Annotated in this window: 22 protein-coding genes and 1 pseudogene; 4 read left to right on the top strand and 19 right to left on the bottom strand. The window is 45.0% G+C overall.

Annotation, left to right across the window (positions count from 1 at the left end; genetic code table 11):
• Positions 1 to 94: 94 nt before the first annotated feature.
• From BMI79_RS10290 to hdeA, 11 genes are all read right to left on the bottom strand, one after another.
• A complete protein-coding gene (locus tag BMI79_RS10290) occupies positions 95 to 1,153 on the bottom strand; it encodes a HoxN/HupN/NixA family nickel/cobalt transporter (protein ID WP_076942031.1) in 1,059 nt (352 codons plus the stop codon).
• A gap of 36 nt (positions 1,154 to 1,189) precedes the next feature.
• The gene (gene yut, locus BMI79_RS10285) at positions 1,190 to 2,185 is read right to left on the bottom strand and encodes an urea transporter (protein ID WP_076942030.1); all 996 of its coding nucleotides are present in this window, start codon (positions 2,183 to 2,185) and stop codon (positions 1,190 to 1,192) included.
• A 93-nt stretch (positions 2,186 to 2,278) separates the two neighbouring features.
• Positions 2,279 to 3,229, bottom strand: coding sequence for an urease accessory protein UreD (locus BMI79_RS10280; RefSeq protein WP_076942029.1), 951 nt, complete (start codon positions 3,227 to 3,229; stop codon positions 2,279 to 2,281).
• A gap of 10 nt (positions 3,230 to 3,239) precedes the next feature.
• Positions 3,240 to 3,866: an urease accessory protein UreG gene (ureG, locus tag BMI79_RS10275; protein WP_076942028.1), complete on the bottom strand. Its 627-nt coding sequence runs from the start codon at positions 3,864 to 3,866 to the stop codon at positions 3,240 to 3,242.
• 16 nt (positions 3,867 to 3,882) lie between these two features.
• Complete coding sequence (locus BMI79_RS10270; RefSeq protein ID WP_076942027.1) at positions 3,883 to 4,584, bottom strand: urease accessory protein UreF; 702 nt, start codon at positions 4,582 to 4,584, stop codon at positions 3,883 to 3,885.
• Positions 4,568 to 5,188, bottom strand: coding sequence for an urease accessory protein UreE (locus tag BMI79_RS10265; RefSeq protein ID WP_076942026.1), 621 nt, complete (start codon positions 5,186 to 5,188; stop codon positions 4,568 to 4,570). Before BMI79_RS10265 ends, BMI79_RS10270 begins: the two co-directional genes overlap by 17 nt.
• 37 nt (positions 5,189 to 5,225) lie before the next feature.
• Entirely contained in the window at positions 5,226 to 6,944 is a 1,719-nt protein-coding gene (locus tag BMI79_RS10260) for an urease subunit alpha (protein ID WP_076942025.1), read from the bottom strand.
• Between the two features lie 21 nt (positions 6,945 to 6,965).
• Complete coding sequence (gene ureB / locus BMI79_RS10255; RefSeq protein ID WP_083704412.1) at positions 6,966 to 7,394, bottom strand: urease subunit beta; 429 nt, start codon at positions 7,392 to 7,394, stop codon at positions 6,966 to 6,968.
• A gap of 36 nt (positions 7,395 to 7,430) precedes the next feature.
• Positions 7,431 to 7,733 (bottom strand): urease subunit gamma, encoded by a 303-nt coding sequence (locus BMI79_RS10250; RefSeq protein WP_076942079.1) that lies wholly within the window; start codon positions 7,731 to 7,733, stop codon positions 7,431 to 7,433.
• Between the two features lie 124 nt (positions 7,734 to 7,857).
• Complete coding sequence (gene hdeB, locus BMI79_RS10245; RefSeq protein WP_076942024.1) at positions 7,858 to 8,181, bottom strand: acid-activated periplasmic chaperone HdeB; 324 nt, start codon at positions 8,179 to 8,181, stop codon at positions 7,858 to 7,860.
• A 72-nt stretch (positions 8,182 to 8,253) separates the two neighbouring features.
• Positions 8,254 to 8,571: an acid-activated periplasmic chaperone HdeA gene (gene hdeA, locus BMI79_RS10240; RefSeq protein ID WP_076942023.1), complete on the bottom strand. Its 318-nt coding sequence runs from the start codon at positions 8,569 to 8,571 to the stop codon at positions 8,254 to 8,256.
• A gap of 613 nt (positions 8,572 to 9,184) precedes the next feature.
• Here hdeA and BMI79_RS10235 point away from each other — a divergent pair.
• Positions 9,185 to 11,767 carry a YdbH family protein gene (locus tag BMI79_RS10235; protein WP_076942022.1) on the top strand — a complete coding sequence of 861 codons (2,583 nt, stop codon included), beginning with the start codon at positions 9,185 to 9,187 and terminating at the stop codon, positions 11,765 to 11,767.
• A gap of 88 nt (positions 11,768 to 11,855) precedes the next feature.
• Here the strand turns inward: BMI79_RS10235 and BMI79_RS10230 are convergent, their stop codons facing one another.
• From BMI79_RS10230 to fdrA, 5 genes are all read right to left on the bottom strand, one after another.
• Positions 11,856 to 13,304: an allantoin transporter gene (locus BMI79_RS10230; protein WP_076942021.1), complete on the bottom strand. Its 1,449-nt coding sequence runs from the start codon at positions 13,302 to 13,304 to the stop codon at positions 11,856 to 11,858.
• Positions 13,305 to 13,418: 114 nt separating this feature from the next.
• Complete coding sequence (locus tag BMI79_RS10225) at positions 13,419 to 13,886, bottom strand: hypothetical protein (RefSeq protein ID WP_083704411.1); 468 nt, start codon at positions 13,884 to 13,886, stop codon at positions 13,419 to 13,421.
• On the bottom strand, positions 13,883 to 14,698 hold the full coding sequence (locus BMI79_RS10220) for a DUF3100 domain-containing protein (RefSeq protein WP_076942020.1): 816 nt from the start codon (positions 14,696 to 14,698) through the stop codon (positions 13,883 to 13,885). The genes BMI79_RS10225 and BMI79_RS10220 overlap by 4 nt, the downstream gene beginning before the upstream one ends.
• 14 nt (positions 14,699 to 14,712) lie before the next feature.
• Positions 14,713 to 16,125: a YlbE family protein gene (locus BMI79_RS10215; RefSeq protein ID WP_076942019.1), complete on the bottom strand. Its 1,413-nt coding sequence runs from the start codon at positions 16,123 to 16,125 to the stop codon at positions 14,713 to 14,715.
• A 45-nt stretch (positions 16,126 to 16,170) separates the two neighbouring features.
• Positions 16,171 to 17,697 carry an acyl-CoA synthetase FdrA gene (gene fdrA, locus BMI79_RS10210; protein WP_076942018.1) on the bottom strand — a complete coding sequence of 509 codons (1,527 nt, stop codon included), beginning with the start codon at positions 17,695 to 17,697 and terminating at the stop codon, positions 16,171 to 16,173.
• 187 nt (positions 17,698 to 17,884) lie between these two features.
• Here fdrA and BMI79_RS10205 point away from each other — a divergent pair, with 187 nt between their 5' ends.
• Complete coding sequence (locus BMI79_RS10205) at positions 17,885 to 18,631, top strand: IclR family transcriptional regulator (RefSeq protein ID WP_076942017.1); 747 nt, start codon at positions 17,885 to 17,887, stop codon at positions 18,629 to 18,631.
• A gap of 431 nt (positions 18,632 to 19,062) precedes the next feature.
• Here BMI79_RS10205 and tnaB read toward each other — a convergent pair whose 3' ends face one another.
• From tnaB to tnaC, 3 genes are all read right to left on the bottom strand, one after another.
• Complete coding sequence (gene tnaB, locus BMI79_RS10200) at positions 19,063 to 20,313, bottom strand: low affinity tryptophan permease TnaB (protein ID WP_076942016.1); 1,251 nt, start codon at positions 20,311 to 20,313, stop codon at positions 19,063 to 19,065.
• Positions 20,314 to 20,526: 213 nt separating this feature from the next.
• A complete protein-coding gene (gene tnaA, locus BMI79_RS10195) occupies positions 20,527 to 21,942 on the bottom strand; it encodes a tryptophanase (protein ID WP_076942015.1) in 1,416 nt (471 codons plus the stop codon).
• 262 nt (positions 21,943 to 22,204) lie between these two features.
• Positions 22,205 to 22,282 (bottom strand): tryptophanase leader peptide, encoded by a 78-nt coding sequence (gene tnaC, locus BMI79_RS24570; RefSeq protein WP_076942077.1) that lies wholly within the window; start codon positions 22,280 to 22,282, stop codon positions 22,205 to 22,207.
• A 411-nt stretch (positions 22,283 to 22,693) separates the two neighbouring features.
• Here tnaC and BMI79_RS10180 point away from each other — a divergent pair.
• Together BMI79_RS10180 and BMI79_RS10175 are read left to right on the top strand one after the other, a co-directional pair.
• Positions 22,694 to 23,401, top strand: a pseudogene (locus tag BMI79_RS10180) (transposase).
• A 998-nt stretch (positions 23,402 to 24,399) separates the two neighbouring features.
• Positions 24,400 to 24,933, top strand: coding sequence for a helix-turn-helix transcriptional regulator (locus BMI79_RS10175; protein ID WP_076942014.1), 534 nt, complete (start codon positions 24,400 to 24,402; stop codon positions 24,931 to 24,933).
• The last annotated feature ends 536 nt before the right edge of the window (positions 24,934 to 25,469 follow it).

Below are 25,469 nucleotides of genomic sequence, written 5' to 3'. Positions count from 1 at the left end.
CAAGTAAGCGAAACCTACAAACAAGCTGAGCAACACAACTACTTACAACTTGAAGGCGAGCAAAGAACACTATGCTGGATTGACCTATGCCTCTTTAACGGGTAATGCTCAGCTTATCGTACCCACGAACATAATAGTTAATGACGGAAATCAGCCAACACAGGATGAACATCCCGATGATCCAATAGCCCATTTCACCCAGGTTTTCACTTATATTATTTATAAATGTCCAAATCCCTCCGGTTAGTTCCAACTTCTCGGCAATAAGCCCGAGTGCTTCAATACCGCCAATAAACAAAGCAATCACTACAGAGGCTGCAGTAATAGTAATATTGTAATAAAGCTTACGCACGGGTTTAGAAAATGCCCAACCATAAGCACCGATCATGACAAAGTTATCTAATGAATCGATCAATGCCATACCGGCAGCAAATAACGCCGGGAATATCATAATAGCCCATAAATTCATACCATTCGAAGCACTAGCAGCGGAGATGCCTAGTACACCAATTTCAGTGGCAGTATCAAACCCCAAGCCAAACAAAAAACCGACCGGATACATATGCCAGCTCTTATTGACCATATTGAATACACGGCGAAAAATCCTGGCTAAAAATCCACCATTATTGGTAACCAGTAAGTTCAGCTCCTCTGCGTTATAGGTCCTTCCGGCCTTAACCTGCCTGAACTTCTTATGCACAGAAACTAATATGGCAAAATTGAGCAGCCCGAAAAGCAGTAGAAAAACAGCCGAAACTATAGTGCCAATCAAGCCGCCGGTCTCTTTGAAGAACGCCATGTTATCTTTGAAAGCCATAGTGGTGGCGACTATCGCCAATGATGCAAGAATGACAATAGTAGAATGTCCCAAAGAGAAAAAGGTACCAACCGCAATAGGCGTTTTCCCTTGTTGCATCAATTTTCGGGTTACATTATCGATGGCTGCAATATGATCAGCATCAACCGCATGGCGTAAGCCAAAACTATAGGCTAAAAAAGCCATCCCCATTAATACCGTGTTATCGCTAAACTCTACCAGAGCCCAAACCCAGGCAATTACGTTAACAGCAATTAATCCGCCTAGTAGATAAAATGCGCGGCGTTTAACCCCTTCATCACTAAGTAAGCCACGTTTTTCATAGTTTATCGTCATTGTTCACTCCTTAATCTGGGTTAAGCGGATATTGTCTTATACCTGACGATGCGCTGGCATCACATCCTGGTTTGGCACCAGAAACAACCAGGATGCGAAGACAAACGGCATTGTTAATGTTGGTACTCCTATCGGTAACATCAGTGCGTTCATTGCACCTTGCACAAAAACGGTAAAAATAATGCCAACAAGCGTGTAGGCTAAAATACGCCAACTAGGTTTATTAAAGGTGGAACCTAAGGCAATCGCCGTTAATACTGCGCTGAAGGAATATAAACCACTGGTGATATCAGTATAATGAGCACTCAGTATTGATGCGGTTATCATTGCCAGTAATGAACCGACCACAGCAAAGACTGCGGCCCAGAGTGAGCTCACCGCCAGGCCAATAATAAACAACACCCCTGCTATCACACTGCTTAATAGATAAACCTGAGAAATACCTTGAAATAAGGCGGTGTAAAATGAAGCATTAAACAAGGTTTCTACGTTTCCCACACTCACTGATGAGGGCAGTTTTGGTATTGGCAGGCCAGAAGTATGTAAGCCAGAGAACATGTAGCTGCTCAGTAAAATGACCCAGGTCGTCAATACAAAAGGAGCCGTCAGCGCCGCAATCTTCCATGTCTTTAATACGTCAGCGATGCAAACGGTGGCAATGACAGAAACAATACTGCCAAGGACAATACACCCCCAAACCAGTGGGGTCATGGCGAGAAAGGTGGGTAACGCTACGCCAACCAGACAACCGTTATAACCGTAAAGCCCAGCCCGCCATGAGGCGCGATCCGGTAAGCTCAGGCCGGTTAATGTCGCCACAACGGTTCCAAGCACACACCCATATGCCGCTGCAGGGTTACCTTCTTCATAGGTAGCCAAAAAAATGGCAATAAAAAAAATCAAGCCGGTGAGCGGATTATTCTGGAACATCACCTGAGCACAGCCGCGCAGCGTCACATCAATGAAACCGATTAAGGCATTTGATTGGGATACGCGCTGCCACCGCGACGAAATCGCTGCTGGAGCATTCATAAGATAGACTCCTGATAATGTTTACAGAACCATGAGATATCAAATAACCGCCGTCAATGGGGGACACTGACAGTGCCAGATAAAACCGCTAATTCACACTTTCCAGAGAAATGGTGCAGGTAACGAGTATCCGGTCGTGACTTTTCGAACAATGTGCCAAAACTCGCGAATACACTGCTTTACTTTCGCGCTGTCGCAGGAAAGTGCCTTGAAAATCAGCCCGCAGTCATTGGGAAGCCGGCTCACGCCATGGCAAAATTCTTGGCTATAACATGAGGGAGACTGTTCTAGAATTTCATCCTGAAACGCCTTTTCTGTAATAACAATCACATTGCCATAGGTATCAAACGCGCCCATCACCCCTACCACATCTAGCGGATGCTCTTTCGGCTCAAGAACCAGCTTTTCGGTAAACAGTGTCTCACCCTGTAAATTTTTCACCGTCATTCTGGAGGAATAGACATCAAAACCAAAACGCTCGTCATGGTGATGATACTTACGTCCAGACATCAGAATTTCTGAATAGATCACCGTTGCATTGTGGGCACACTCGATAATAGTTTCGTTAATAAAGCGTGAGTTTCGATGGGGTATTATCGGATCGGGCATAAACTCCAGATAGGCCCCCTCCTCAACATGGATGAATTGGGTTTGCGCCGCATAGTTACTGTCCATGGAGTGAATCTTGGTCGCTGACTGGGTAGTAACATGCGCACTCGCTCCTTCTGCCACTTCAATTACCGAAGATAACCTGTCGCCCTGTAGAATACATCCCGACGTTGAGATGATTGGCACGCAAGGCAAGAACGGCATTTCCTCATCCCAGTAAAGGGCTTTCTGCACCAGTAGAGGGACTTTACGTTCCATTTCATGCAATACACTCCTGTTCCCCTTTTTGGTGAATCTCAGCCGCAGATAGCCGCTTTTGCCCACGGCAGCACTGGCCATTTGCTGGGGTTCTTGCTGATACTGAGCCAGTTCTGTCGATAGCGTTCCGAGTGCGAGTGCGGCCAATTCAGCCGCTGATTTCTCATCTGTCAGCATATCGGTATCCTTACGCTTTAGAATGTGTAAACAAGAAATCCTTCTCAATCATATCCACCAGCGCATCTACACCTTCGCCTGTTTTGCAATTGGTTAAAATATAAGGGCGTCCACTGCGGACAATTTGTGTATCGTGCTCCATGACTGCAAGGCTGGCACCGACATACGGAGCCAGATCGATTTTGTTAATTACCAGAATATCGGCCTGGACCAATCCTGGCCCATTTTTGCGCGGGATTTTTTCTCCTTCCGCCACGTCGATAACATAAATATAAAAGTCGGCTAGCGCAGGGCTGAAAGTGAGGGTTAAATTATCGCCACCACTCTCAATCATTATCAGATCGCTGTCGGGATATTTCGCCTCCATCTCTTCAACCGCAGCGATATTCATGCTGGGGTCTTCTCTTACTGCGGTATGTGGGCAAGCTCCGGTTTCCACTCCCATGATCTTGTCTTCATCCAGGATCCCTTTTAAGGTTCTCTTGACCTGCTTGGCATCTTCCGTAGTCACTACGTCATTGGTAATGATCAGCGGCTTAAATCCGCGTTCAATCAGTTTTGGCGTAATTACTTCGATAATAGCGGTTTTCCCTGAGCCAACCGGGCCACCGATGCCGATCCGAGTAATTTTTTTCATTTGAGTTCCCAGTCAATTAATTCATAAATAAACGCACATGCGCATCAACATGGACAGCGGCCAAAATATCGATGAGTGGCGTATAAGAGGCCATTTCACCGATGCTGGCATTTACCGCCCGTTGGCAAAAATGCGGTATGTCTTTATTCACTTCGAACAGAATGCGCTGACTGTCGAGGTGTGTGATCCTCATCAGCCTTTGCGCTGCGCTGAGAATGGTCATGGCGACACCGTACTGATGCATCACGATGGCTTCTTCTACGCTGATACCCTGTAGCCCCATCACCAAAGCCTGGGTGACGGGAAGCGTACCCGCCGTTTCGCCCGTCTTTATCTTCCCTAACCACCAGCCAAGCTCTGGGGCGTCAAAGACATGCGACGTCATTTCCGCCAGTTTCTTGCCCATGCGAGTGGTCATCGTACGAGACTCTTCGTTGAGCTTGCGGTTAATAACTTCCCGATCGATCGCCAGAATATCGTCATGACGGCCTTGCTTTAAGGCTCGGTGGGCATGCGCCAGCCCAATAGCGTCGCAGTGCGCAGCCTGGTTTTGTGAAGTTTTAACAAACGCTTGCAGTGTCTCCACGTCCTTAACCAAGCCAACCTGAATTGCCGACTCAACCCCGCAGGAGAACGAGAATGCTCCGACGGGTAACATCGAATCACCAAATTGCAGCACTCTGGCTAGCCGAGCCAGACCTTCAGTGTTTATGCTCATGGTTTTTTCCATGATGGTGTTCATGATGCGAATGTGAGTGGTCATCGTGGACATGGACGTGGACATGTGAATCTTCGGCGCCACCAAACAGCAAGCGCGATTCTGAAGGTGTGAGCAGCGGCAGGACGCTACTCCCCTCGACAAACTGATAATCCTCCGTGTTATAACCGTGGGTTTTCATCACCGAGTTCATCATTTTCACTTCTACAGTCAAAGGCACATATACCTTGCTGCCTTTAATCACCGCCTTCCAATGCTGATTACCGAGCGCATGCCCAAGCTCAAACACATGCCTGATCGCAGGTTCAAAGCCGGCCGTCGCGAATTTATCCAAATGGATCACCATCACATCGCGAAGGTGTATTGTGACGGTTAACAGATATTGCTGTTCTTCATCAAACAACAGCACATCACCATCAGAAAGGCGCACATGGCGATCCAGCGCGAGACCAATATCCGCGCCCTGTTCGCTCTTTTTACGGCAACGGCTCTTTTGTGCCTCCCACTGTTCCAACACTAAGACATCATGCTTAAAGCCAACGGCCTTACGTGCCCAATGCTGTTCGGTTTTGATATTTCCGATGATGTTTTCAATCAGGATCATGTCAGTCACCTTCCTATTGATGCTGTAAACGCCGAGATCAACCAAAGAAGAACTTCTGGTTCATAACTGCACTCTTGATAGGCTCACAGGTAGCGTGCTTGCCATCGACTTTCACGGCAAAGGTTTCTGGATCGACTTCAATATTCGGTGTTTCAGAATTACGTACCAGATCGTGTTTGGTGATAGAACGGCAGTTCTTGATGGCGATGACCTGTCGTTCCAACTGAGCTTTTTCTTTCACACCGTCATCCAACGCAGCTTGTGACACAAAGGTCACGCAGGTGTCCTGTAGGGTTTTCCCCATCGCACCATACATTGGGCGGTAGAATACCGGTTCAGGGGTTGGTAATGAGGCGTTAGGATCGCCCATCAAGGCCCAGTTAATCATGCCGCCTTTGATGATCATCTTGGGTTTGGCACCGAAGAAGCGAGGGTCCCACAACACCAAATCTGCCATTTTGCCCACTTCAACTGAACCGATCACGTGGCTCACCCCCTGGGCAATGGCCGGATTAATGGTCAATTTGGCCACATAGCGCAGTACCCGGAAGTTATCATTGCCGTCGCTATCTTCAGGCAATTTGCCACGAGCGACCTTCATGGCATGTGCGGTCTGTACCAGACGTAACCAATTTTCCCCTACTCGCCCCATCGCCTGCGAGTCACTGGAGAACATTGAGATCACGCCCATATCGTGCAGCACGTTTTCCGCCGCGATAGTTTCCGGGCGAACACGGCTTTCAGCAAAAGAGACGTCGGCTGCCACGTTGGGGTTAAGATTGTGGCATACCATGATCATATCGAAGAGCTCTGCCTGGCTGTTAATACCAAAAGGCAGTGTCGGATTGGTTGAACTTGGCAAGACGTTAATCTGGCTTGCAACCTTGATAATATCTGGCGCATGGCCGCCGCCCGCCCCTTCGGTATGGAAGGTGTGGATAGTTCTACCTTCGAATGCTTCAATGGTATTTTCAACATAACCGGCTTCATTAAGGCTATCGGTATGAACCGAAACCTGAATATCCATTTCGTCGGCGATACGCAATGCGTGACGTAGGGCATTGGGCGTAGCCCCCCAGTCTTCGTGTACTTTCAGCCCACAAACACCGGCGATAATCTGTTCTGCCAGCGGCTCCCTACTGAAAGAGTTGCCTTTGCCCAGTAGGCCGATATTAACCGGAACCCCTTCAAAAGCGCGTAACATGGCCCGAATGTTCCACGGACCGGGTGTGACCGTGGTGCCATTGGTGCCATCTGTTGGCCCAATGCCCCCGCCAAAAAAGGTAGCGACGCCGTTAGACAGTGCGGCATACGCCTGTTGGGGGGAAATAAGGTGAATATGGCTATCAATACCCGCAGCGGTGAGGATCAGATGTTCGCCTGAAATCGCATCAGTACTCAGGCCAACAATCATATTCGAGGTTACACCGTCCATTGTGTCTGGATTACCGCTCTTACCAATGCCTACGATGAGGCCATTCTTGATGCCCACATCGGCCTTAATCACACCCAATTTGGCATCTAAAATAGTGACGTTGGTGATCACCAGATCAAGCACACCGTTATCACGTGTTAGCGTATTATTGGCCCCCATACCGTCGCGTAGCGATTTGCCACCACCGTAAACCGACTCTTCACCATATCCTCTGAGATCTTTTTCTATTTCGATGTATAGGTCAGTATCTCCCAGACGGATCTTGTCACCGACGGTTGGCCCAAACAGGCTGGCATACTCTTTTCTGGATATTGTAGGCATTTTCTTCTCCAAAACGCTGAATCATTTATCAGAGGATTTAAAACCGCGTGTGATAGCACTCTGTAAAATTTCATCTGGTACCTTACCGGTACTCTGCCCTCTCCCTGCACTTCCCACCCAGCCATCAACCAGGTTGTTAAAACCATAGATGGTCTGCTTACCGCCGAAAGGAATTAATTCAACTGAAGTTTCATCGCCCGGTTCAAAACGGATAGCCGTAGTAGACGTAATATTCAAACGCTTACCAAAGGCTTGGCTTCGTTCAAATTCCAACAGCTTGTTGACTTCGAAAAAATGGAAATGCGATCCAACCTGGATTGGCCGATCGCCAGTATTCTTGACTTTGATTTTGGTGACGGGTTTGTCGGTATTGAAAGTGATGGGCGTATCCGCAAGAATGTAACCTCCAATAGCAGTTTGAGCATTGTCGGTTTTCTTCAACTTCTTCATAGTGATATCCTCGGCGCCGAAACAAATTTTAATCACTCATTGAATAGGATCATGGACTGTCACTAACCGGCTGCCGTCGGTAAAAATAGCTTCAACCTGTACATGCGGTATTAGATCGGCAACTCCATCCATGACATCATCTTTGGTTAATACTGAACGGGCTTCTTTCATTACTTCTTCAAGGGTTTTCCCCTCTCGAGCACCTTCCATTGCAGTGACGGTAATAATGGAAACGGCTTCAGGATGATTAAGTTTCAGACCTTTATTCTTTCTTTTCGTCGCAAGGTCCGCCAAGGTATAAACCATCAACTTCTCTATTTCTCTCGGGGTTAATCGCATAACTCCTCCGTCTGCATACAACATTGAATCCTTCAGGCTCAAGGCTCTCTGCGGGAAGATGGACACCACCGGATGGTGGTGCCAATAGGGAACACTCTGGCGCTGATCCTCAAGACACTGACAGCTACTTTTTAGCAAAAGCTAAAATATCGTCTTTCATGTCGGAAAATTTTCTATCAGGTGTTTGATGACAGGCCTCCACCACCTTGGGAGTCACCACCGATCCTGTCTCATGAAGGTCAACATAATCTCCGCCTTTGTAGCGGGTATCATCGTTCATTACCCAGTAAACCACCGGTGTCATCGATTTAGGGTTTAGGTCTAAAAACTCCTTGCAGGTCATATCACTTGGTGTGGTTATTGTTTCGGCCTTCACGGCTAGGCTAAATATCGCTACCGAAAATAACAGCCCATTGAATGCGATCTTCTTAAGTGACTTAATAAACATGAGATACCTCGATCTTAATCTGGGGAACAGTGCTCCATTTGCGCATCCCCCAGATTTATCAAAATGTAAACGTTACATATCTTTTTTGATATCTTTCCAGGCGGTCTCTAACTCTGTTAAAAATTTTGACTGCGGATCCTTTTTACAGACGTCAATTAACATTGGCGTTACCTTTTCGATGCCATCAACATCGAGCACTGAATCCTCCACTTTTCCTTTCTTATTCAGTGCTTCTGCAAAACCAATCGCCGTTGGTCGGTAACTTTCATCTAACGCCAGAAAATCCTCACATGTCCACATTGCAACAGGCTTTGAATTTCCAGCCGCCAAACTGCTGGCTGAAAGTGTCAACAAGCAAGCCACACCAATTGCTACTAACTGTTTTTTCATATGAAAGACCTCTTTAAAGTCTAATAAACCGTATTATTAAACGAAAAGTTAAGCTGGCTAAACTATGTATCAAGAACCCAGAGATGCAGATGAATATACAAGTCCACCTTCATCTCAAAGCACTATCAGTGTAGATAAACTTTCTGCAAAGTGACAAATCCCCCCCATAAAAACCATGGCATCATCATGTTAAATATGGTTTTTTTAAAAAAAATCAAAAAACACAGCTCAATATCAGTTAAATAAGACATTGATTTATAGATTAAAATAAAAAACAAAAAACTGCTCAATTACAATTGTTAATATCGTCAGTGGTAAACAAATAGTCAGAACATAGGATGATTCTTAAGATTGTGCAGATCAACCTATTATATGGCAGAAAAAAAGTTGTTAATAATCTCATCTATCATTCGTTTGCCACTAATCTGCACCTCAAAGAAGCTAGCATATATACTCGCTGTAAGCAGTGAGCAACATACTCACTGCTTACAGGGGAAAGTAGGTCTACCGTATTGATGAGAGCACCAGGTTGTGTCCCTTAGCTGCATGCGAGCGCACCAGGCAGTTAAGGACACAGCCTAATTACCATGAATGATGAAAAACAAGGTGTTAAATGGCCAAGCTATTAAAGTTTTGCTGCGGTACCTTGCTTTTGCTGCTCCTCCTGCTGCTGCTAATTTGGCAGTCGCTGCCGCATTGGTTACCATTGCTGGTTAATTACGGACTTCCTGCAGGAACGGCCATAAGCCTCAGTGGCTCAACTGGCCTGCATGGCAAACTATTCGCTTTACCCAATGTGCAGCTTTCCGTGCAAGGATGTAGGCTGTTAAATGTTGCAAGTCCTTATATAAGCTATAGCCAGCAACGTTGGGCGCTGCAGCTACAACGTTTCGAACTGAACAGCCTTTGCCTCTCCCGTCTCTCTGCTTCGCAGAATGGAAATGTACTAGCACTGCCCTTGGCAGACTTGCAGCGATACTTGCCCAATCTTCAGGTTTCTGTTGCACAGTTTGTTGTCACACCCTGGCAGAAATATGCGGGTAGCGCGGATTTAGTTGCAAAAAACGGCGGTCTTTCACTGCACTATGCAGGATCAGCTCTCTCTTTCGATGCGGTTTTGGACCGTAAACAGCGCCTCGATTTGCAAAATTTTTCGCTGCAGATCCCCAATTTACCGAAACCATTGCGGCTTAGCAGTACCCTTAACCTGCCGCCGATACTCAGTAGCCTACCGCCTGAAGGTATCCTAAAGGGAGAATTCAAGACGACATATGCCCCTCAGCCGCTCGTTTTTAGCCTTAGCTGGAAAAAGCTGCAAGGGAGGCTCGATATAGAAGAAAAAGGAGGAGAGCAGCCCCTGGCTCATCTTCCCTGGCACATTAGCGCCAAGCAATTCCACATCAAGGAGGGAAAATGGCGTTGGCCCTATGCCCGGCAACCGTTAAATGGGGGAGTCAACCTAACATTGAGGAACTGGAACAGTAATTGGGATGAAGCCGAATTGAGTGCCCGCATCAACGTGATCACAGCAGGCAAGAACGGTAAGGCGAATGCGGTTCTGATACTTGGCCCCGGCAGGATTGCTCAGAATAACAATCCGATTGATTTCCAACTGAATGGCCGCGCCAATTTGGCAGACATTTCTTTTACCGGCATTTTGCCAGGTCGGCTTCATGAACCATTCGGTAATCCTTCCGTGACGTTGAAGCCCGGAGCGATACTTCACGCCTACGGCAATGTCATACCACAGCTAAGACTGAGAGAAGTGCGCTGGCCACTGGCTGGGGTCCGCATCAGCATGGCCGGAGTCAATGGTCGTCTCCAAGCCATTTTGCGTGCAAACGACAGTTATTGGGGGCAATTTCAGCTTCACCTTGATGGTCAAGCACAAGACTTCTGGCCAGACCAAGGATACTGGCAATGGCACTATTGGGGAAATGGCAGATTATCACCACTGCAGGCACGTTGGGATGTCAGAGGTAAAGGCTACTGGCACGACGAGACGATCGCGATGGAGCAGTTTACCGCCAATTTTGACAGGCTGAATTATGGCCCGGTCACCGTAGAGTCACCAAAAATGAGACTTAGCAGCCCCTTATTATGGCGTCGCTCGGTAGAAAGGAGCCATTTCAGTGGTTCTCTGCGACTCAACGCGGAAAAAACACACTTTAGCAATGGAAGCTACCTGCCTCAATCACAGCTTCACGTGAACTTACAGGGACCAAGTATTAACAATTTCAGGCTGAACGGTAAGTTTCATGCCGCAAACATTGGCCCCATCAGCTTAAATGGCCGTTGGGACGGCGAACGCCTGCGTGGGTCAGGTTGGTGGCCAAAGCAGCCGTTGACCGTACTCCAGCCGTTTCTCCCTCCTGATTTGAAAATCAAGCTGCGTGATGGTGAATTCTATGCTCAAAGCGCCTTCTCCGTTACACGCAAACAAGGGTTAAAGGCCGGAGGGCACTGGGTTGTTCATAGTGGCGACATGTGGCTCAGTGAAGGTAAGCTCAATGGATTGGACGTTTTACTTTCCTACCGGCTTAAGGGGCAAACCTGGCAGTTGGGGGTACAACAGCCGGTAATAGTGCGCATCAAGTCGCTACGCAATATGTTCGATATGCAAAATATCAGCGCGAATCTGCAGGGGTTCTATCCCTACAGCGATGTGCAGCCGCTGAAGCTGAGCAACATTAGCGTCGAATTGCTACGGGGTTATCTAGGCCTGTCTGGATTAACTCTGCCTGCTCGCCAACCGACTGTGCTTACGTTGAGGCAAATCGATCTGAGTGAACTGCTCTATGTGCTAAAATTCAAGCAGTTGGCTTTATCTGGCAGGATCAACGGTGAGTTGCCATTATACCTTTACGATGCACAATGGTTGATTAAGGATGGGTGGCTAGAAAGTAGCGGGCCACTGACGTTGCGGATAGCGCCAGAAATGCTTAAGGAGATCGCCAAGCGGGACGTTGTGGCAGGAGCGGCGTTCAAATGGTTTAGTTATCTGGAAATCAGTCAATCACGAATAAACATTAACCTCGATAATTTTGGCATGCTGCAGATGCAGACTGAGACCCACGGCGTCAATACCCAGATAAGCAACCCGAAGCCGGTGATACTGAAACATCGTCATCAGGGAAATATACTTCAGCTTTGGCGCAGTTTGCGTTTTGGTGATAGCCTGCAAGAGCAGTTATAGCAAGCGCTCCTGCGGCCAACCAGGATGAGAAAATGAAGCACCTGTTTTTTACTGATTGAGGCACAAAACCCATCAGCAATTAAACATCTTACTCGGAGATCAAATCTTTCTTTCTGCTTTGCATGAGTAAATAAACCATAAAAGAAGAAATAACCCCAACAAACCAAGATAACCGGGATAAGGTTTCAAAGTAAGGGATAAACTTGCTACCCAGAGAGATAACAATCGCAATGAGTGTTGCATAAAACGCTTTAGCATTAATGCCATTTTTGTATTCGCCGAACTCACCACGCTTAGAATAAAGCGTGTTCAAGTCAATTTTACCTCGCATCACAATAAAATAATGCGCAAGCATGACACCCACCACTGGCCCTAACATACCCCCAATAAGATCAAGAAAGAAATAGATACTATCCTGGTTCTCCATTAATTTCCAAGGGCAAGTTATAACACTGACAATGCTGGCTATCACAATACCACTTTTATAATTGAGATACTGAGGGGCTAATGCTGCTATTTGATAGCCAGCAGGAATAAGATTACATGCTGCATTGATGGAGATTGTTGTCATCAATATGATTAGCCCAGCAAAAAGCGTAGCAAAAGTGCTATCCCACTTTTGAATAATATCCATTACATTCCAAGTGTTGACGCCGTAATGAATAGTAGCCCCTACCAATATTATTACGCTTAAAATAGCAAACAATGTGTACCCAACAAAATAGCTCGCAGCCTGACCCATTGCCTGCTGTTTGAAACTGACCGCATTTTGAGTAAAATCGGCAGCTGTTATTGCCGGTGCAGCCCATACCCCGAGGATAGCATTGATGATCACAAAGAAAAGAAATAGACTACTACCACTTTGCTCAACATGCTGAGGGACATAATGAATAATATTATCAATACCAGCCAGCGAGGCCGCCCAAACGGCCATGCTGCCAAAAACAATGTAAACACAGGGGTTGAGTATGGTGGTGAATTTTTTTAATGTCTCCCCCCCGCCAAAACCAATCAACGTATTGAATAGCCAAAAAATAAGAAAACTGATCAAACCTGGAATAGATATACCCAGCCAAACAGTACCATTCCCTATATGCAAAAATCCGGGCCAGACTTTACCAATCAGGATAAGTAATGCTAAAGACGCAGCATAGTTCTGCAAACCAAACCACATAATAGCAGCAATACAGCCACGCAATACACCCGGTACTAATGCGCCACGCACCCCATAACAGGCACGTAACAACATAACGCCAGGGATACCATACTTAGAGCCAGCAGCGCCATTCATAATCATGACAAACGCAATAAAAAATGCGCTAAAAGAAATGGCCATCATCACTGACACTGTTGATAACCCTAGCATCAAAAAGCCGCCTACCGCAATATAGTTGGGTACATTATGGATTGCGCCCATCCACAAGGCAAAATAGTTAAAAGCTCGCCAATTACGTTGTTTTTTCCCTTTTGGCAAAAGGTCATCGCTATATCCACGATCTTTGAAAATGGTCAGTTGCTGTTCTTGTCTATGAGCCATGGTTTACTGCCTTGATAGATATACCCGCCAGCATGCTAACCGCGGTTCGATTGACGACGGGTATATAAGGATGAATATCAGAGAATCACCGCCGAGCTCATAAAGAGCAGCCCCTCAGATTATACCTTCCACTTTTAAACCAATCTGCGCAAAGATTGCACCGAGTAAAAAAGTTCCCAAGAAAACCGCAAAGGATACAACAACAATGCGCCATGACAACTTTTTGAAGAGATCCAGATCTTTACCTAATGCCAAACCGGCATAAGCCAGCGTCGGCGGCCCCATTTGTACAAATGAAATTGCACTCGTCGTCCGTGTGATAAACCCACTACCAGGAAAGAAAGGCGCTGAAAACAACACGGCAATGATACAGACCCAAAAAACCACTGGTAACTTCTTGAAACCTGGCAAGTGACACACAAACAGGGCAATAACGGCGATTCCATAGATCACCACGATCCCTGCCACCGAAGGACCTAATGCTGCTTTGCCAGCGGTAACGTTGCCAATGACCGTTAAGATGGCGGTAATGATAAGAACAGCACTCATGGTCGCCAGCTTATCCCACGCAAATGATTTCATTTTTCACCTTCTATGCTTTCAACCATGTCGCCTGCTTTTGCTGATGAGGGTCTGAATTTGTCTAAAAACTTGTACATGACACGAGCCAGAGGAAGCGTGATAAACAGGGCAGCATAGACACTAAGCACGTTGACCAGGATATTGGAGGCACCGGTATACATTTCTATTTGTTGCGAATACTGAGGGAATGCGTCCAGAATGACGGACATCATTGCCGCAGACATACTGATAGAACCGGTACCAGCCCCTAGCGCCAGGGCGAAAGGATGGAAGACATCCATCTTGACAAAGATACTCATGAAGATGCCACAGAACATGGCCCCCAACATGGTTCCGCAGATAAATACCCCCATGACACCCCGCCCTTCCGGGGAGTTCAAGCCATATTTTTCAGCAATAATTGCGACGTTGACTTCCCGGCCTAGCGAATAGCTTCCACCAATGGATTCCCGCCCCAGCCCTAACAACATGGCGACCGGCAAAGCCAGAAGAACGATCCCCAGGAAGTGGCCGATGGTCTGGAAAAACAGGGTTCCCCCAGACTCCATGAGCATGGACAAATTCGGTCCTACCCCGAGCCCTATCTTGACCAAAAGCAGACTTAGCGCAATGGGAAAAATATTGCTGGCATCGTCCATATCCTTTATGGATAAGATCTTAAACTTCGGATAGCTAACAAAGCCACCGATAATAATTGCGTACAAGATTGGCATGAAAACTAAAATACTAACTTTACGCACACCTATCAGTTCAGCAATAAAAATAATCATTGCGGCAAAAAGATGTAACTTCCAGTTCAATAACATTCGCATGGTACTCTCCTGACTCACTTATCAGCGGCGAGATAAAGGGCCGCTTGGGTGAAACATTCCATGGGCGCATTAACAATGCCCGCACCTATTTGGCCCACGCCAGGATCCCTGTGCGATATTCCCGTGGTTATCACCGGAGTCATATTGGCTTCCAGCACCTTCATAATATCAATCCCCGTTGGCGTCCCTTTAAAGCCCATTGCCGGGATCTTGAAGTTCTTGTTTTCGGTAGCGGTGATCTCATACATGCTATTGGTGATTTTCACTCCATCGTCATAGGTGCCACCAATAAATTGAACCATTGCAGGTGCACAGGCCAAAGCAAACCCCCCCATACCGAAAGTTTCGGTAATGGCGCTATCGCCAATATCGGCACAGGCATCGGCACTGCTATATCCTGTAAAATACAGCCCTTCAGGAATGTTAGCGGGCGCAGTAAACCACTTATTACCGGTACTGCTTAGCCGAATACCAAAATCGATACCATTACGCGCCATTACGGTAACGATAGTGCTCCCCTCAACACCGTTCGCAGCATCACTCATCGCTTTACACATTGCCATAGTCAGATTGACGTTAAACATATCGATCTTTTCAATGTGTTCAAAAACTCTGTGTATCGCCGCTTTGTCTGCATCAATTTCTGCAATGTATTTCGCTAATTCACGCACAAACAGTGAGGTAGAGGCTTTATGACGATTGTGGTTGTCATCCCCCATTTGTAAGGCTTGGGTAACAATGTTTTTCCAGTCAATACCAGGCGAGCATTCGATGGCTTGTTTCAGGATCGGATAAAGCGAATCGGTCATCCAATGCAAACGTTCAATCACCTCAGGGCCATAAGAACCAAAGCGAAGCGCTTTCCCAGGGCCTTCGTTAACATTTGAATAAGAATAATTACCAAATGTCCGATTGTGCATAATAAAGACCGGCATATGGGCGGAGATAATTCCCCCCATCGGCCCGACGGTGTGATGGTCATGATTCGGCGAATAAATAATATCGCTGCTGGCCGCTAACTTTTTCGCCTCACCTTCATTGTTGGCAAGGCCTTCAAAGATCAGAGCGCCGATAATCGCACCTTGCATCGTGCCACACATACGATTCCATTCAATAGGTGGGCCAGCATGCAAGATCATATTGGGCGCCATTCCTGGGATCACTTCTCCGGCAAGCCCCATCCCTTCCAGAAACACCTCAGAATCCTGCATACGGCGCAGCACTTCAGCATTAGCAGCATTACGTTGCTCGCGGTCTACACCGTAGAGGGTATTTAGCGCAGCCAGAACCCTTTCGTCCCCATGCGCGGGTGGACTCCATTCAACTTGCAACGCTGTGACGTTCTGTCTTTGCAAATCAGCATAAAATTGTTCAAGGCCGATGTTCACAACCTGAAGGTTAGTTGTCAAAATATCGTTTTTTAGCATTGGGTTTCCCTCATCCAAAGACGCTTGTTGTTATTGGGTATAGAGTTATGCAAGAAGTTTCCCTGCAATCAGAGCGGCACAACGGTTGCTTGGAGCAATAATCACTCCAGAATTTTCAAGCGCCGCCTTGGTTTGCTCATAATGTTGTGGGTCTTCATCAGTTCCACAGATAGAAGCAATCAATACTTTGGTCGCTAACTTATCTGCATGACGTTTCAGAATATCGACTACATCATTTGCCGGTGCGTCATGTGCCCCATAGCCCAATACAACATCAAAAAGAATAACGGCGACGTCATCCTGGTTGATTTGTTCTGTTAGCATTTGCGAACGCAAAGTCGGATCTATCATTGGGTGGGCTCGACCCTGAGTAAAAACATCATCCCCCAAGTCGATACAGGCATTGCCAGTTAACTTATAGGGATCCTGCAGCTGCAATTTTTTGTCGAGAGGGCTGTTAGAGTAAACGCCACCAAGACTCTCCTCCAACACAATGATTGCCTCATAGTTCAGGGTGCCACCACAGAACAAGCCGCGAAGATACTTACCGTTAGAACCTATTTTTGACTTTAAGCGAGTGGCTAACGAGCCTATTTCATCTGCCGTCATAAGTGGCGCAAGTGCCGTTTTTCTTGCCAGTTGCACCGCTTTTAGCGCGGCCTCTTCCAATGTAGCTACATGCTCTAAACGACCAGGATGGCTTTTGCCAGGTTTGCCCCCGAGGAAATTGATCACTACAGGTTTAGTAACGTTTTTTTCCAAATAGGAGAAAATTTTGTCGGCCACTTCGTCTGCGGGTGGCTTGGAAACCAGAACCATGATCTCAGTGCTATCGTCTTCATTAAGCGCCCGGATCCCCTGCAACATAGTCATACCGCCAATCTCTGAAACCAGATCGCGCCCACCGGTGCCTATTGCATGAGATAGACCAGCCCCTTGCTTATGGATCAGTGTGCTGATCTCTTGCATACCGGTACCACTAGCCCCCACAATGCCGATATTTCCGCGGCGAACCTGATTGGCAAAACAGAGCGCTGTACCATTGATGATCGATGTTCCACAGTCCGGCCCCATGACGAAAAGATTTTTACTTTGCGCTAATTCTTTCAGTTCTTTTTCATCGGCAAGGGACATGTTGTCACTAAACAACATAACATGCAGGCCAGCATTCAGGGCCTTGCGTGCTTCAACTTTAGCGAAATTGCCTGGTGTAGAAATGATGACAAGGTTGGATGTAGGCTGGGCGCTCATTGCGCCTACTAAGGTTTTAGGCTTATAGGCAATATGGTTACCTGATGCCGTACTGGCATTTAAAAAGCCATCAATTTTTGCGATGACTGCATCGAAAGCGTTCCGATCTTCTGCATTAACCGCAATAATCAAATCCGCTGGCGAGCAAGCTTGAGCCGCATCACTCAGTAAATTCACCCGCGCTAAGATATCCTTATTGAGATCGGTGCCCATCACGACCCCCACCTCAATGATACCCGGCATGCTTTTTACCTGCTGCGTAACCAGCATAAGTTTTACGGAATCGAAGTACGCTCCCTTTCTGATGATAGCTTCTATCATTCTTCCTCCTAGTGAAATTTTAAGAAATGACCAAGCTAATGTACTCCAGCTTAATTAATTTATTTAAATGGAAAATTTAATTTTAAATCAATAGAATATGACAAACATCATTTTCCCATCTCGCGGGAGTTTAATTTCCGCAGAGTGGGAGTAGACTTGAAAATAAAATAACGAAGGAGATTTAATTGTGAAAGAATTATCAGTGCGTGCGCTCGAACGCGGGTTAAAAATCCTGTCTTTATTTAACTCAACGCAGCAGCATTTTTCATTGAAAGAAATTTGTGACGCGACTGGCCTGAGTGATTCAACTGCATCTCGTTTGCTCATGACACTGGTTGCCCAAGGCTTTCTTTATAAAGACTCAAATAAAAAATATACCTTAGGAATTCAACTTATTAAGCTGATGGAGTCACAGGACTCAAAAACGGACCTTCGCCATATCGTTTATCCGTTTTTAGAAAACATGCGCGACATGTTTAATGAGACAGCCAGTCTATATATTCCTGCCAGTAACAATAAGCGAGTATGCACAGAAAGCGTGCAAAGTTGGCAGGCATTACGCCGAACTGTCGAAACAGGAGAAATTCTGCCCATGACGCAAGGTGCCATAGGCTATGTGCTACTGGCTTGGCAACCTTATCCTATAAGACAAGAGATTCTTGCTGAACATACAGAGATTTCTGCAGAACAACTCGCGACAATTCGCCAGGAAGGTTTTGCTATTAACGATGGTATTCATGAGCACGGAGTATTGGCCATTGCCGCCCCCATTTTCAATAACCATGGCCAGTGTATAGCTGGGATTGCGTTATCTGGGCCGAGTGCCCGTTTGGGCCGCACGGCCATTACCGAATTGATTCGAGTCGTAAAATCGAATAGTTATGCTATTTCGAAATTATTAGGGTTCAGAGCTTATCCTGTGTCACCGGCGTGACTTTAGTCTTCATGCTTCAAGTTGTTTATTAGAACGTTTGTGATGATATAACCACTGCCACTGAGGGGCAGAGTTCCAACCTGCAACTGCAGAGCTAACGCTGGAGCGGATTATGGAGAGAAAAGGCGCGATTCGACCAAGGCAATACGAGGAACGTTCGTCACACTGGGCATTGTATTGCCGCGGGCCCGCACTTCTTCATTTCGGCCCCAATGCTTTCATACCCAAGCCCCTGAATAACAAGCCTGCAAAAGTAAATCCAGGTCTGAAGGAGACCTTGAAAGCATACGCGAAGCGCCACATGTCGTTAAACGCCCCGCCACAGAGCTCACACCGCGCGAAATGTGGCAGTACTGAGTCTGATCGAAAAACGGGGCATTGGAGAACATGTGCAAGGTACACGAATACTGTCATCAAATAATCTACTGCCTTTAACCAAACTCTGGCAGTATATTAAATGCACTACCAAACCAGCAAAATATAACCAGGACGCCAAAAGCGATCACTAGAAACGGAATGGCTTTTCCTCCCCACACTGTGAATATCTTTTTGGGGAATTTTTCCCTTGATTTCAAAGCAAGAATTGCAGGTATTATTACCGCCCATATTGTGGCACATAGCCCTGCCCCACCAATCCCATAAATAAAACCATTAGGGAACAATAAGTATAAAATGCTGGGGGGTAAGAAAGTTAATAATATTGTTTTAAAACGCCCAGAAGGAGAGCCATCTAGTTTAAATAGATCGGCAAGATAATCAAACAAGCCTAATGTTACGCCAAAAAATGAGCTAGCAACGGCTAAATTAGAAAAAACAAGCAAGAAAAACTCTATCAGCCCACTTTGATTTGTCCCTAAAAATGATTTCACCAGGGAATCTACGTTCCCACCAGATGCAATGATATCTTTAAAATTATCACGATGAACATTACCCATCGTACAGTATAACCAAAACAAGTAAACAACAAGCGCCAACAAAGAACCTAAGACAATGCTTTTTATTAACTTATCTTTTCTCTTGCCATAACAAATAATAAGACTGGGAATATTACCATGAAAACCAAAGGAGGCCAGGCACACAGGTATAGCCATAAAAATATAAGGGAAATAGCCATTATTGCCACTTTCAGCACCGCTAACATCTTTTAATATTGAATAATCTACCTGGAAGAAAAGTGATCCAAACACGACTACAAATGCTATTATTTTTATTCCTAGAAAAAGGGACGTAATTCTACTTGCAGCCAACGAACTAACCCATAAGACAGTGGCAACAAAAGCGACAGTGCATATGCCAACCAATCGAGAGTTAACATGCCCCCCTGAATTCATTGATATAGTTTCGCTTATTATTGCACCATTTGCAGAAATATAAGCATAAGTCAGAATGTACAATACAAAAGCTACGGTGATGCCGCTTACAACGTTCCATTTACTTCCAATCAAATCTTTTGTTATTGTATTAAAACTGGATCCCACAGGGTAGTTTAAATTTGCCTCTAGCAGTAACAACCCTGAATGCAGCATTGAAAACCAGGCTATGATCAATATGAATGCGCCCCAGAAAAACCAAGCACCTGCAAGGTTAACCGGTAAAGCAAACATTCCCCCACCAATCACCGTGCCCGCTATAACCATAATCCCCCAAAAGGAGGAGTGCTTAGTATTTGATGTTTCTTCCATGATGCTCTCTTATTTATAGAGAATAGATGTAATTTATTGTTATTAGCAATAAATCATCAGATAATGATACCCAAGCCACACGAAGATACAGAGTTATTATTGCCTAACATAGTGAGCAACAATGTTGATAGAGAATAACCGCATGCAACTTAAAGCATCATAGATCTATTATTTTGATGGCTATATAAATATAGCCATCAAAATTTGTTTTTATTAAACTTCTTTTAGCCTGGCCGTGAAATGGCGCAAGACCTTAGGTTCGTATGTAAAGGTTAACCCTTTAATGTTCGAGGCATTTTCTTTTACGTGCTTAAAGGCTTCAATAATAAAATCCATGTGCGATTGCGTATAGGTAGCCCTTGGAATAGTCAAACGAAGCAATTCAGCAGGGCAAGGCAATTGCTTGCCGGTTTTGGGATCTCTACCCAATAAAAACGAACCAATTTCCACAGCCCTGATCCCTGCTACTCGATATAGCTCACAGGCAAGAGCTTGAGCTGGGAATTGTTCTGCAGGTATCTGAGGCAGTAACTTGCCCGCATCAACAAACGCGGCATGGCCACCAGCTTGCTGGCAAGTGACGCCAATCGCCTCAAGGCCATCAACCAAGTACTGAACCTGTGCAATACGATAGGCTAGCCAATCTTGATTCATACCATCAAAAAGCCCTACAGCAAGACGCTCCATCGCTCCGCCTTCTAAACCGCCATAGGTAGGGAACCCCTCCTGAACAACACAAAGAGTTCGGCATTCTGTATAAACATCAAAATAGCTGTCATCTTTGATGCACAATAACCCCCCCATCGGGACCATCGCATCCTTTTTAGCAGACATGGCTAACATATCAGCATACTTATATGTCTCCATGGTTATTTCCTCTATGCTCCAATCTTTATACCCAGCTTCTCTTTGCTGGATAAAATAAGCATTTTCTGCAAAACGAGCCGAGTCCATAACCACGGGTATTTCGTATTTCTGAGCAATAGCATACATTGCTTTTAAGTTTGCCATAGAAACGGGCTGCCCGCCGGCAGAGTTACACGTGATTGTCGCCACAATGTAAGGCACATTATTAGCGCCAACTTCCAGAATACCTTTTTCCAAGCCTTCAAGATCAAAATCGCCTTTAAAATCGCATCGGGCTGTTGTATCAAATGCTTCTTTAAGATAGACATTCCGGACAGTACAGCCGTTCACTTGACTGTGCCCCTGGGTAGTATCAAAGAAATAGTTAGAGAAGGTGACCATTTTTGATCTATCCAACCCCTTTTCCTGCTCGCGCTTTTTAATCAGTACAGGGATGTAAATTTGTTCTGCACCGCGGCCCTGGTGAGTCGGAATAGTATATTGGTATCCGAAAATATTTTTGACTGCGTCGGATAAAGCATAATAGCTCCGGCTTCCACTATAGGCTTCATCTCCGCGAAACATTGCTGCTTGCATATTTTGCGTAACTGCACCCGTACCACTATCTGTCAGTAAATCAATAAATACATCTTCGCTATCAAGTAAGAAAGGGTTCATTCCTGATTTTATGATCGCATTATCACGATGCTCTCTTGTTGTACGCTTAACAGGTTCAATAACCCGAATACGGAATGGTTCAGGTAAATGTTTAAAGTTGTTCATTATATAATCCTTAATTTAAGCATAGCTAGCCTGATAGCCATTCATTACAATGAACGGCCATGACGATTTTTATTAGCACACCTAATACATCAAGCATCATGTGTACAGGCCAAGTTTATTTACTCAGCGCATTATACAAGCCGCGCCATAAAATATTTAATTGGCGACTGCCTTCGTGAAACTTGATTTTTTAGGGCATGCTAAACAAAACAGATTACGTTGAATCTATTCTTGTTTATATTTTTCAGCAGGAAGGGAGAGATCAAGGACGATGATTGACGATCATATGGTCAATGTTGAACCACTTCGAGGTTATATATGTGCCATTTAAGATAATCATAATATATCAACCCTCATTAGACGTAATGCTACATTATTGCAATGAATTTATTTGTCTATGAGTATTTCGAGGGATTGTGACTAGATTCACAACCCATTAAGTATGCTATCTAACACAGGCTAATTCCGTATACATTTTTTTAACAGAGCGTTCAATTAAAGATATCGTTCGGCCCCCAGATACGCTGTGTCTCTCCGATTCATAAAAAGATGCTTCAGCAGAGGATTGCGGTGTTACCGCCTGACCACAAGAGATACTGACCATTAAAAGATCCGACTCAAAGCAGAAAGCCTTACGGCCTTCTGCCTAAATAAGCGTTCCAAATAGTAGAGATCACTTGAAGGGAACTCAGCCCGGATTGTGTGATCTGATTAATCGCCAAACATCACAAATCACCAACCGGACTGAGCGATGCCGATAATAGCACCAATACCCCGTAGTGAAAGACGCCTGATGCAAAAAACGATTCACAGAACGCGCGGCAAAAACCATGCACGTTCTTCCATTATTCGCCGGATTAACTGGTTTACCCTTTATGGTATCGACGGTCTGGAATCGCTTTCCCCCGGACGTGGACGCTGCTGGCCTTTTGAGCATATCTGCACGTTTTTACGTGAGCCGGTGAAACACACGCCAGGTGACTTTGGCTATCAGCGTTCACGCTGGAGTACAGAGCTGATGGCAATAAAAATCAATGAGATAACCGGTTATCAGTGACATGCTTCCACGGTTCGCCGCTGGCTGCCTGCTGCTGGTCTGGTATGGCGCAGAGCCGCACCTACACTCCATATTCGTGACCCGCGCAAAGAAGAAAAAATGGCGGTGAAGGCGACGTATCAGCGGGCAAAAACAATCACGCTCATCGTGGATAACTACATCATCCACAAAAGCCGGGAAACACAGCGTTGGCTGAAAGAAGACCCGAAATTCAGTGTGATATATCAGCCGGTGTATTCACCGTGGGTGAATCATGTTGAGTGGCTATGGCAGGCGTTACACGAGACAATCACCCATAATCATCAATGCCGCACCCTGTGGCAATTACTGAAAAAAGTCCGCCATTTTATGGCAACTGCCTGCCCATTCCCCGGTGGTAAACATAGGCTGGCAAAAGTTTAGCGATATTCGGATCACTTATTTTGTAGGGATAAAATCGTTGGAATAGGCCCCAAAAAACAGTTACACGACGGGGTGACGATACCCACGACCGTAAGCAGCCATACACAGTTTTGATCCGTGCCTGACGGTAACATTATCGCTCTTGTTATCGGGATAAGCTCCCGATTCAAATCTGACGTAAAGCAACCACTAACTAAAAAAATTTTTTAACCAATACGCTAACATTATGAATGTTGTGAAATTAAAAACCTAATCATAAAAGGTTTCAGCATGATACCCAAAAATATTTCCTTCAGATAAAGCGCGGGTGAAAGGTTTTTTAAGAGCCTGGCATCGATAACATCCAGAAGCCCCAGTAAAACAGTTCACGTCCCATCCATCAGGAACATCTCCCTACAGATCACATTAATGTTCATCACACTCACATAGCCACGAAGCAGTGTGCAACAGCCCTCTTTTAAACTAATATCTCAACGCTCTAATGAGCAGTGTAGCATAGCCAATTTTGCTCTATCTTGAAAGGTGATGTACATGTTACCAATCTTCCTATACCTGTAGGATTCAGATGGCAAAAATATCCGGCATAGCTGATTCCTTATTATTACCATTGATGAAAGAATGTAGGGCAATTGAATGAAAGGGATGATAGAGCATCGATGTTAGAATTATTGCTAAGAAAGGTCTTAATAATTGTAATTTTGCAAATAGAGGCTGTTAGAAACGTGCATTAATTTGACTTAACCCCCATTATTCAATTTGTTTGCAACACTGTTTTTTGCCGTTTTTTTGAAACTATATGTTATTTTTTTATAAAAAATAATGTTTTTATCCTTGTGTGATTAAATTTTAAGGTGTAAAAGTTTTTTTTGAAATTGTTAAATAAATAGCTTAAATTTTGTGATGTCATGATTTTTCATTTGATGTAGATTTGAATTAAGAAAATATGGACGGCAACAAAAATCTATTGATCAAGAAGAGGTGCCAATATAGGGAATCTTATGCACTTGTCAAAATCTGTTTTTTCAGACAACTACTTTTTTATTGTAGGTGTCTCTGCGCTATTAACACCTGAGTTGATTGATGAGTATTACTATATTGTTGACGTAGACTATAGTAACTACAATGAGATCGACTTTAATCCAGATGAGAATAAGCGTGTCATTGCGTTTATCTCTAATGACTTTGACTATTACTACTTAAAAGATATGGGGGATATTTCTTTTATAGACAAAGGGAGCAAACCAAGTGAGATTTTATCGTTCATTATTGTGAATGACTCCAGGTATAAATATCGCGTTAAACATCATCTTTCAAGTCGAGAGTGCGAGATTTTGAGCTGCATGCAGGAAGGGATGGCTGTCCCTGACATACTTGAAAAGTTAGGTGTGAAAATGAAAACATTTTACGCTCATCGTAGAAATATCATGCTTAAACTGAAGATCGACAATCGTATTTCACTCTATAGCAAGATGTTTTCAAACGATAGAAGTAGAAAAGAGGATGATGCTTTTATATATGAGTCTGCACTATAAGCATAAACCACGCTAAGAAGTTCGCTCTACGGCTAAGCAATCTAATTTCTGATGTTTTTAAAGTCAAAAAATCTCACTTTATAACCTAGCTGGGATTGTCTATTTACTGCTACCGTCATGGGTTTGTCGTAAGCGTATAATCAAGGTAATGCTTATTCTTCGGGGAATCGTCGGCCGCAAAGCTGGGGCTTACCCCTTGGGCCCAATGCATAAGCAGTTCAAATCAAGCTTTTCACTCCCTTACTTCGTGACTAGGCCCAAGTCTGGGCCTTGCCATTTTGGGGTAAACACAGATTGCGTTCAAAATGCACTGCGTTTTTTCCCGCTCACTCGAATCATTTTTAACCTGCGTCTGGTTTTTATTGCTCTCACTTCGCTTCTCATCCCCTCTCATTACACCTGGTTTTATAAAAATATTGAGTAAGAAAGGTAATATGAACATTCAATGATTGATATTAATAAAGTATGGAAATACAACACCAAATCTAATCAAAGAATATTCATGCTTATAAAATTATTTCACATTTCCTATATTG

Origin of the sequence: Serratia oryzae (assembly GCF_001976145.1) — a bacterium.
Lineage (GTDB): Bacteria > Pseudomonadota > Gammaproteobacteria > Enterobacterales > Enterobacteriaceae > Chania > Chania oryzae.
The sequence above is the reverse complement of the archived record's forward strand: the minus strand, read 5'-3'. Positions and strand labels throughout refer to the sequence as shown.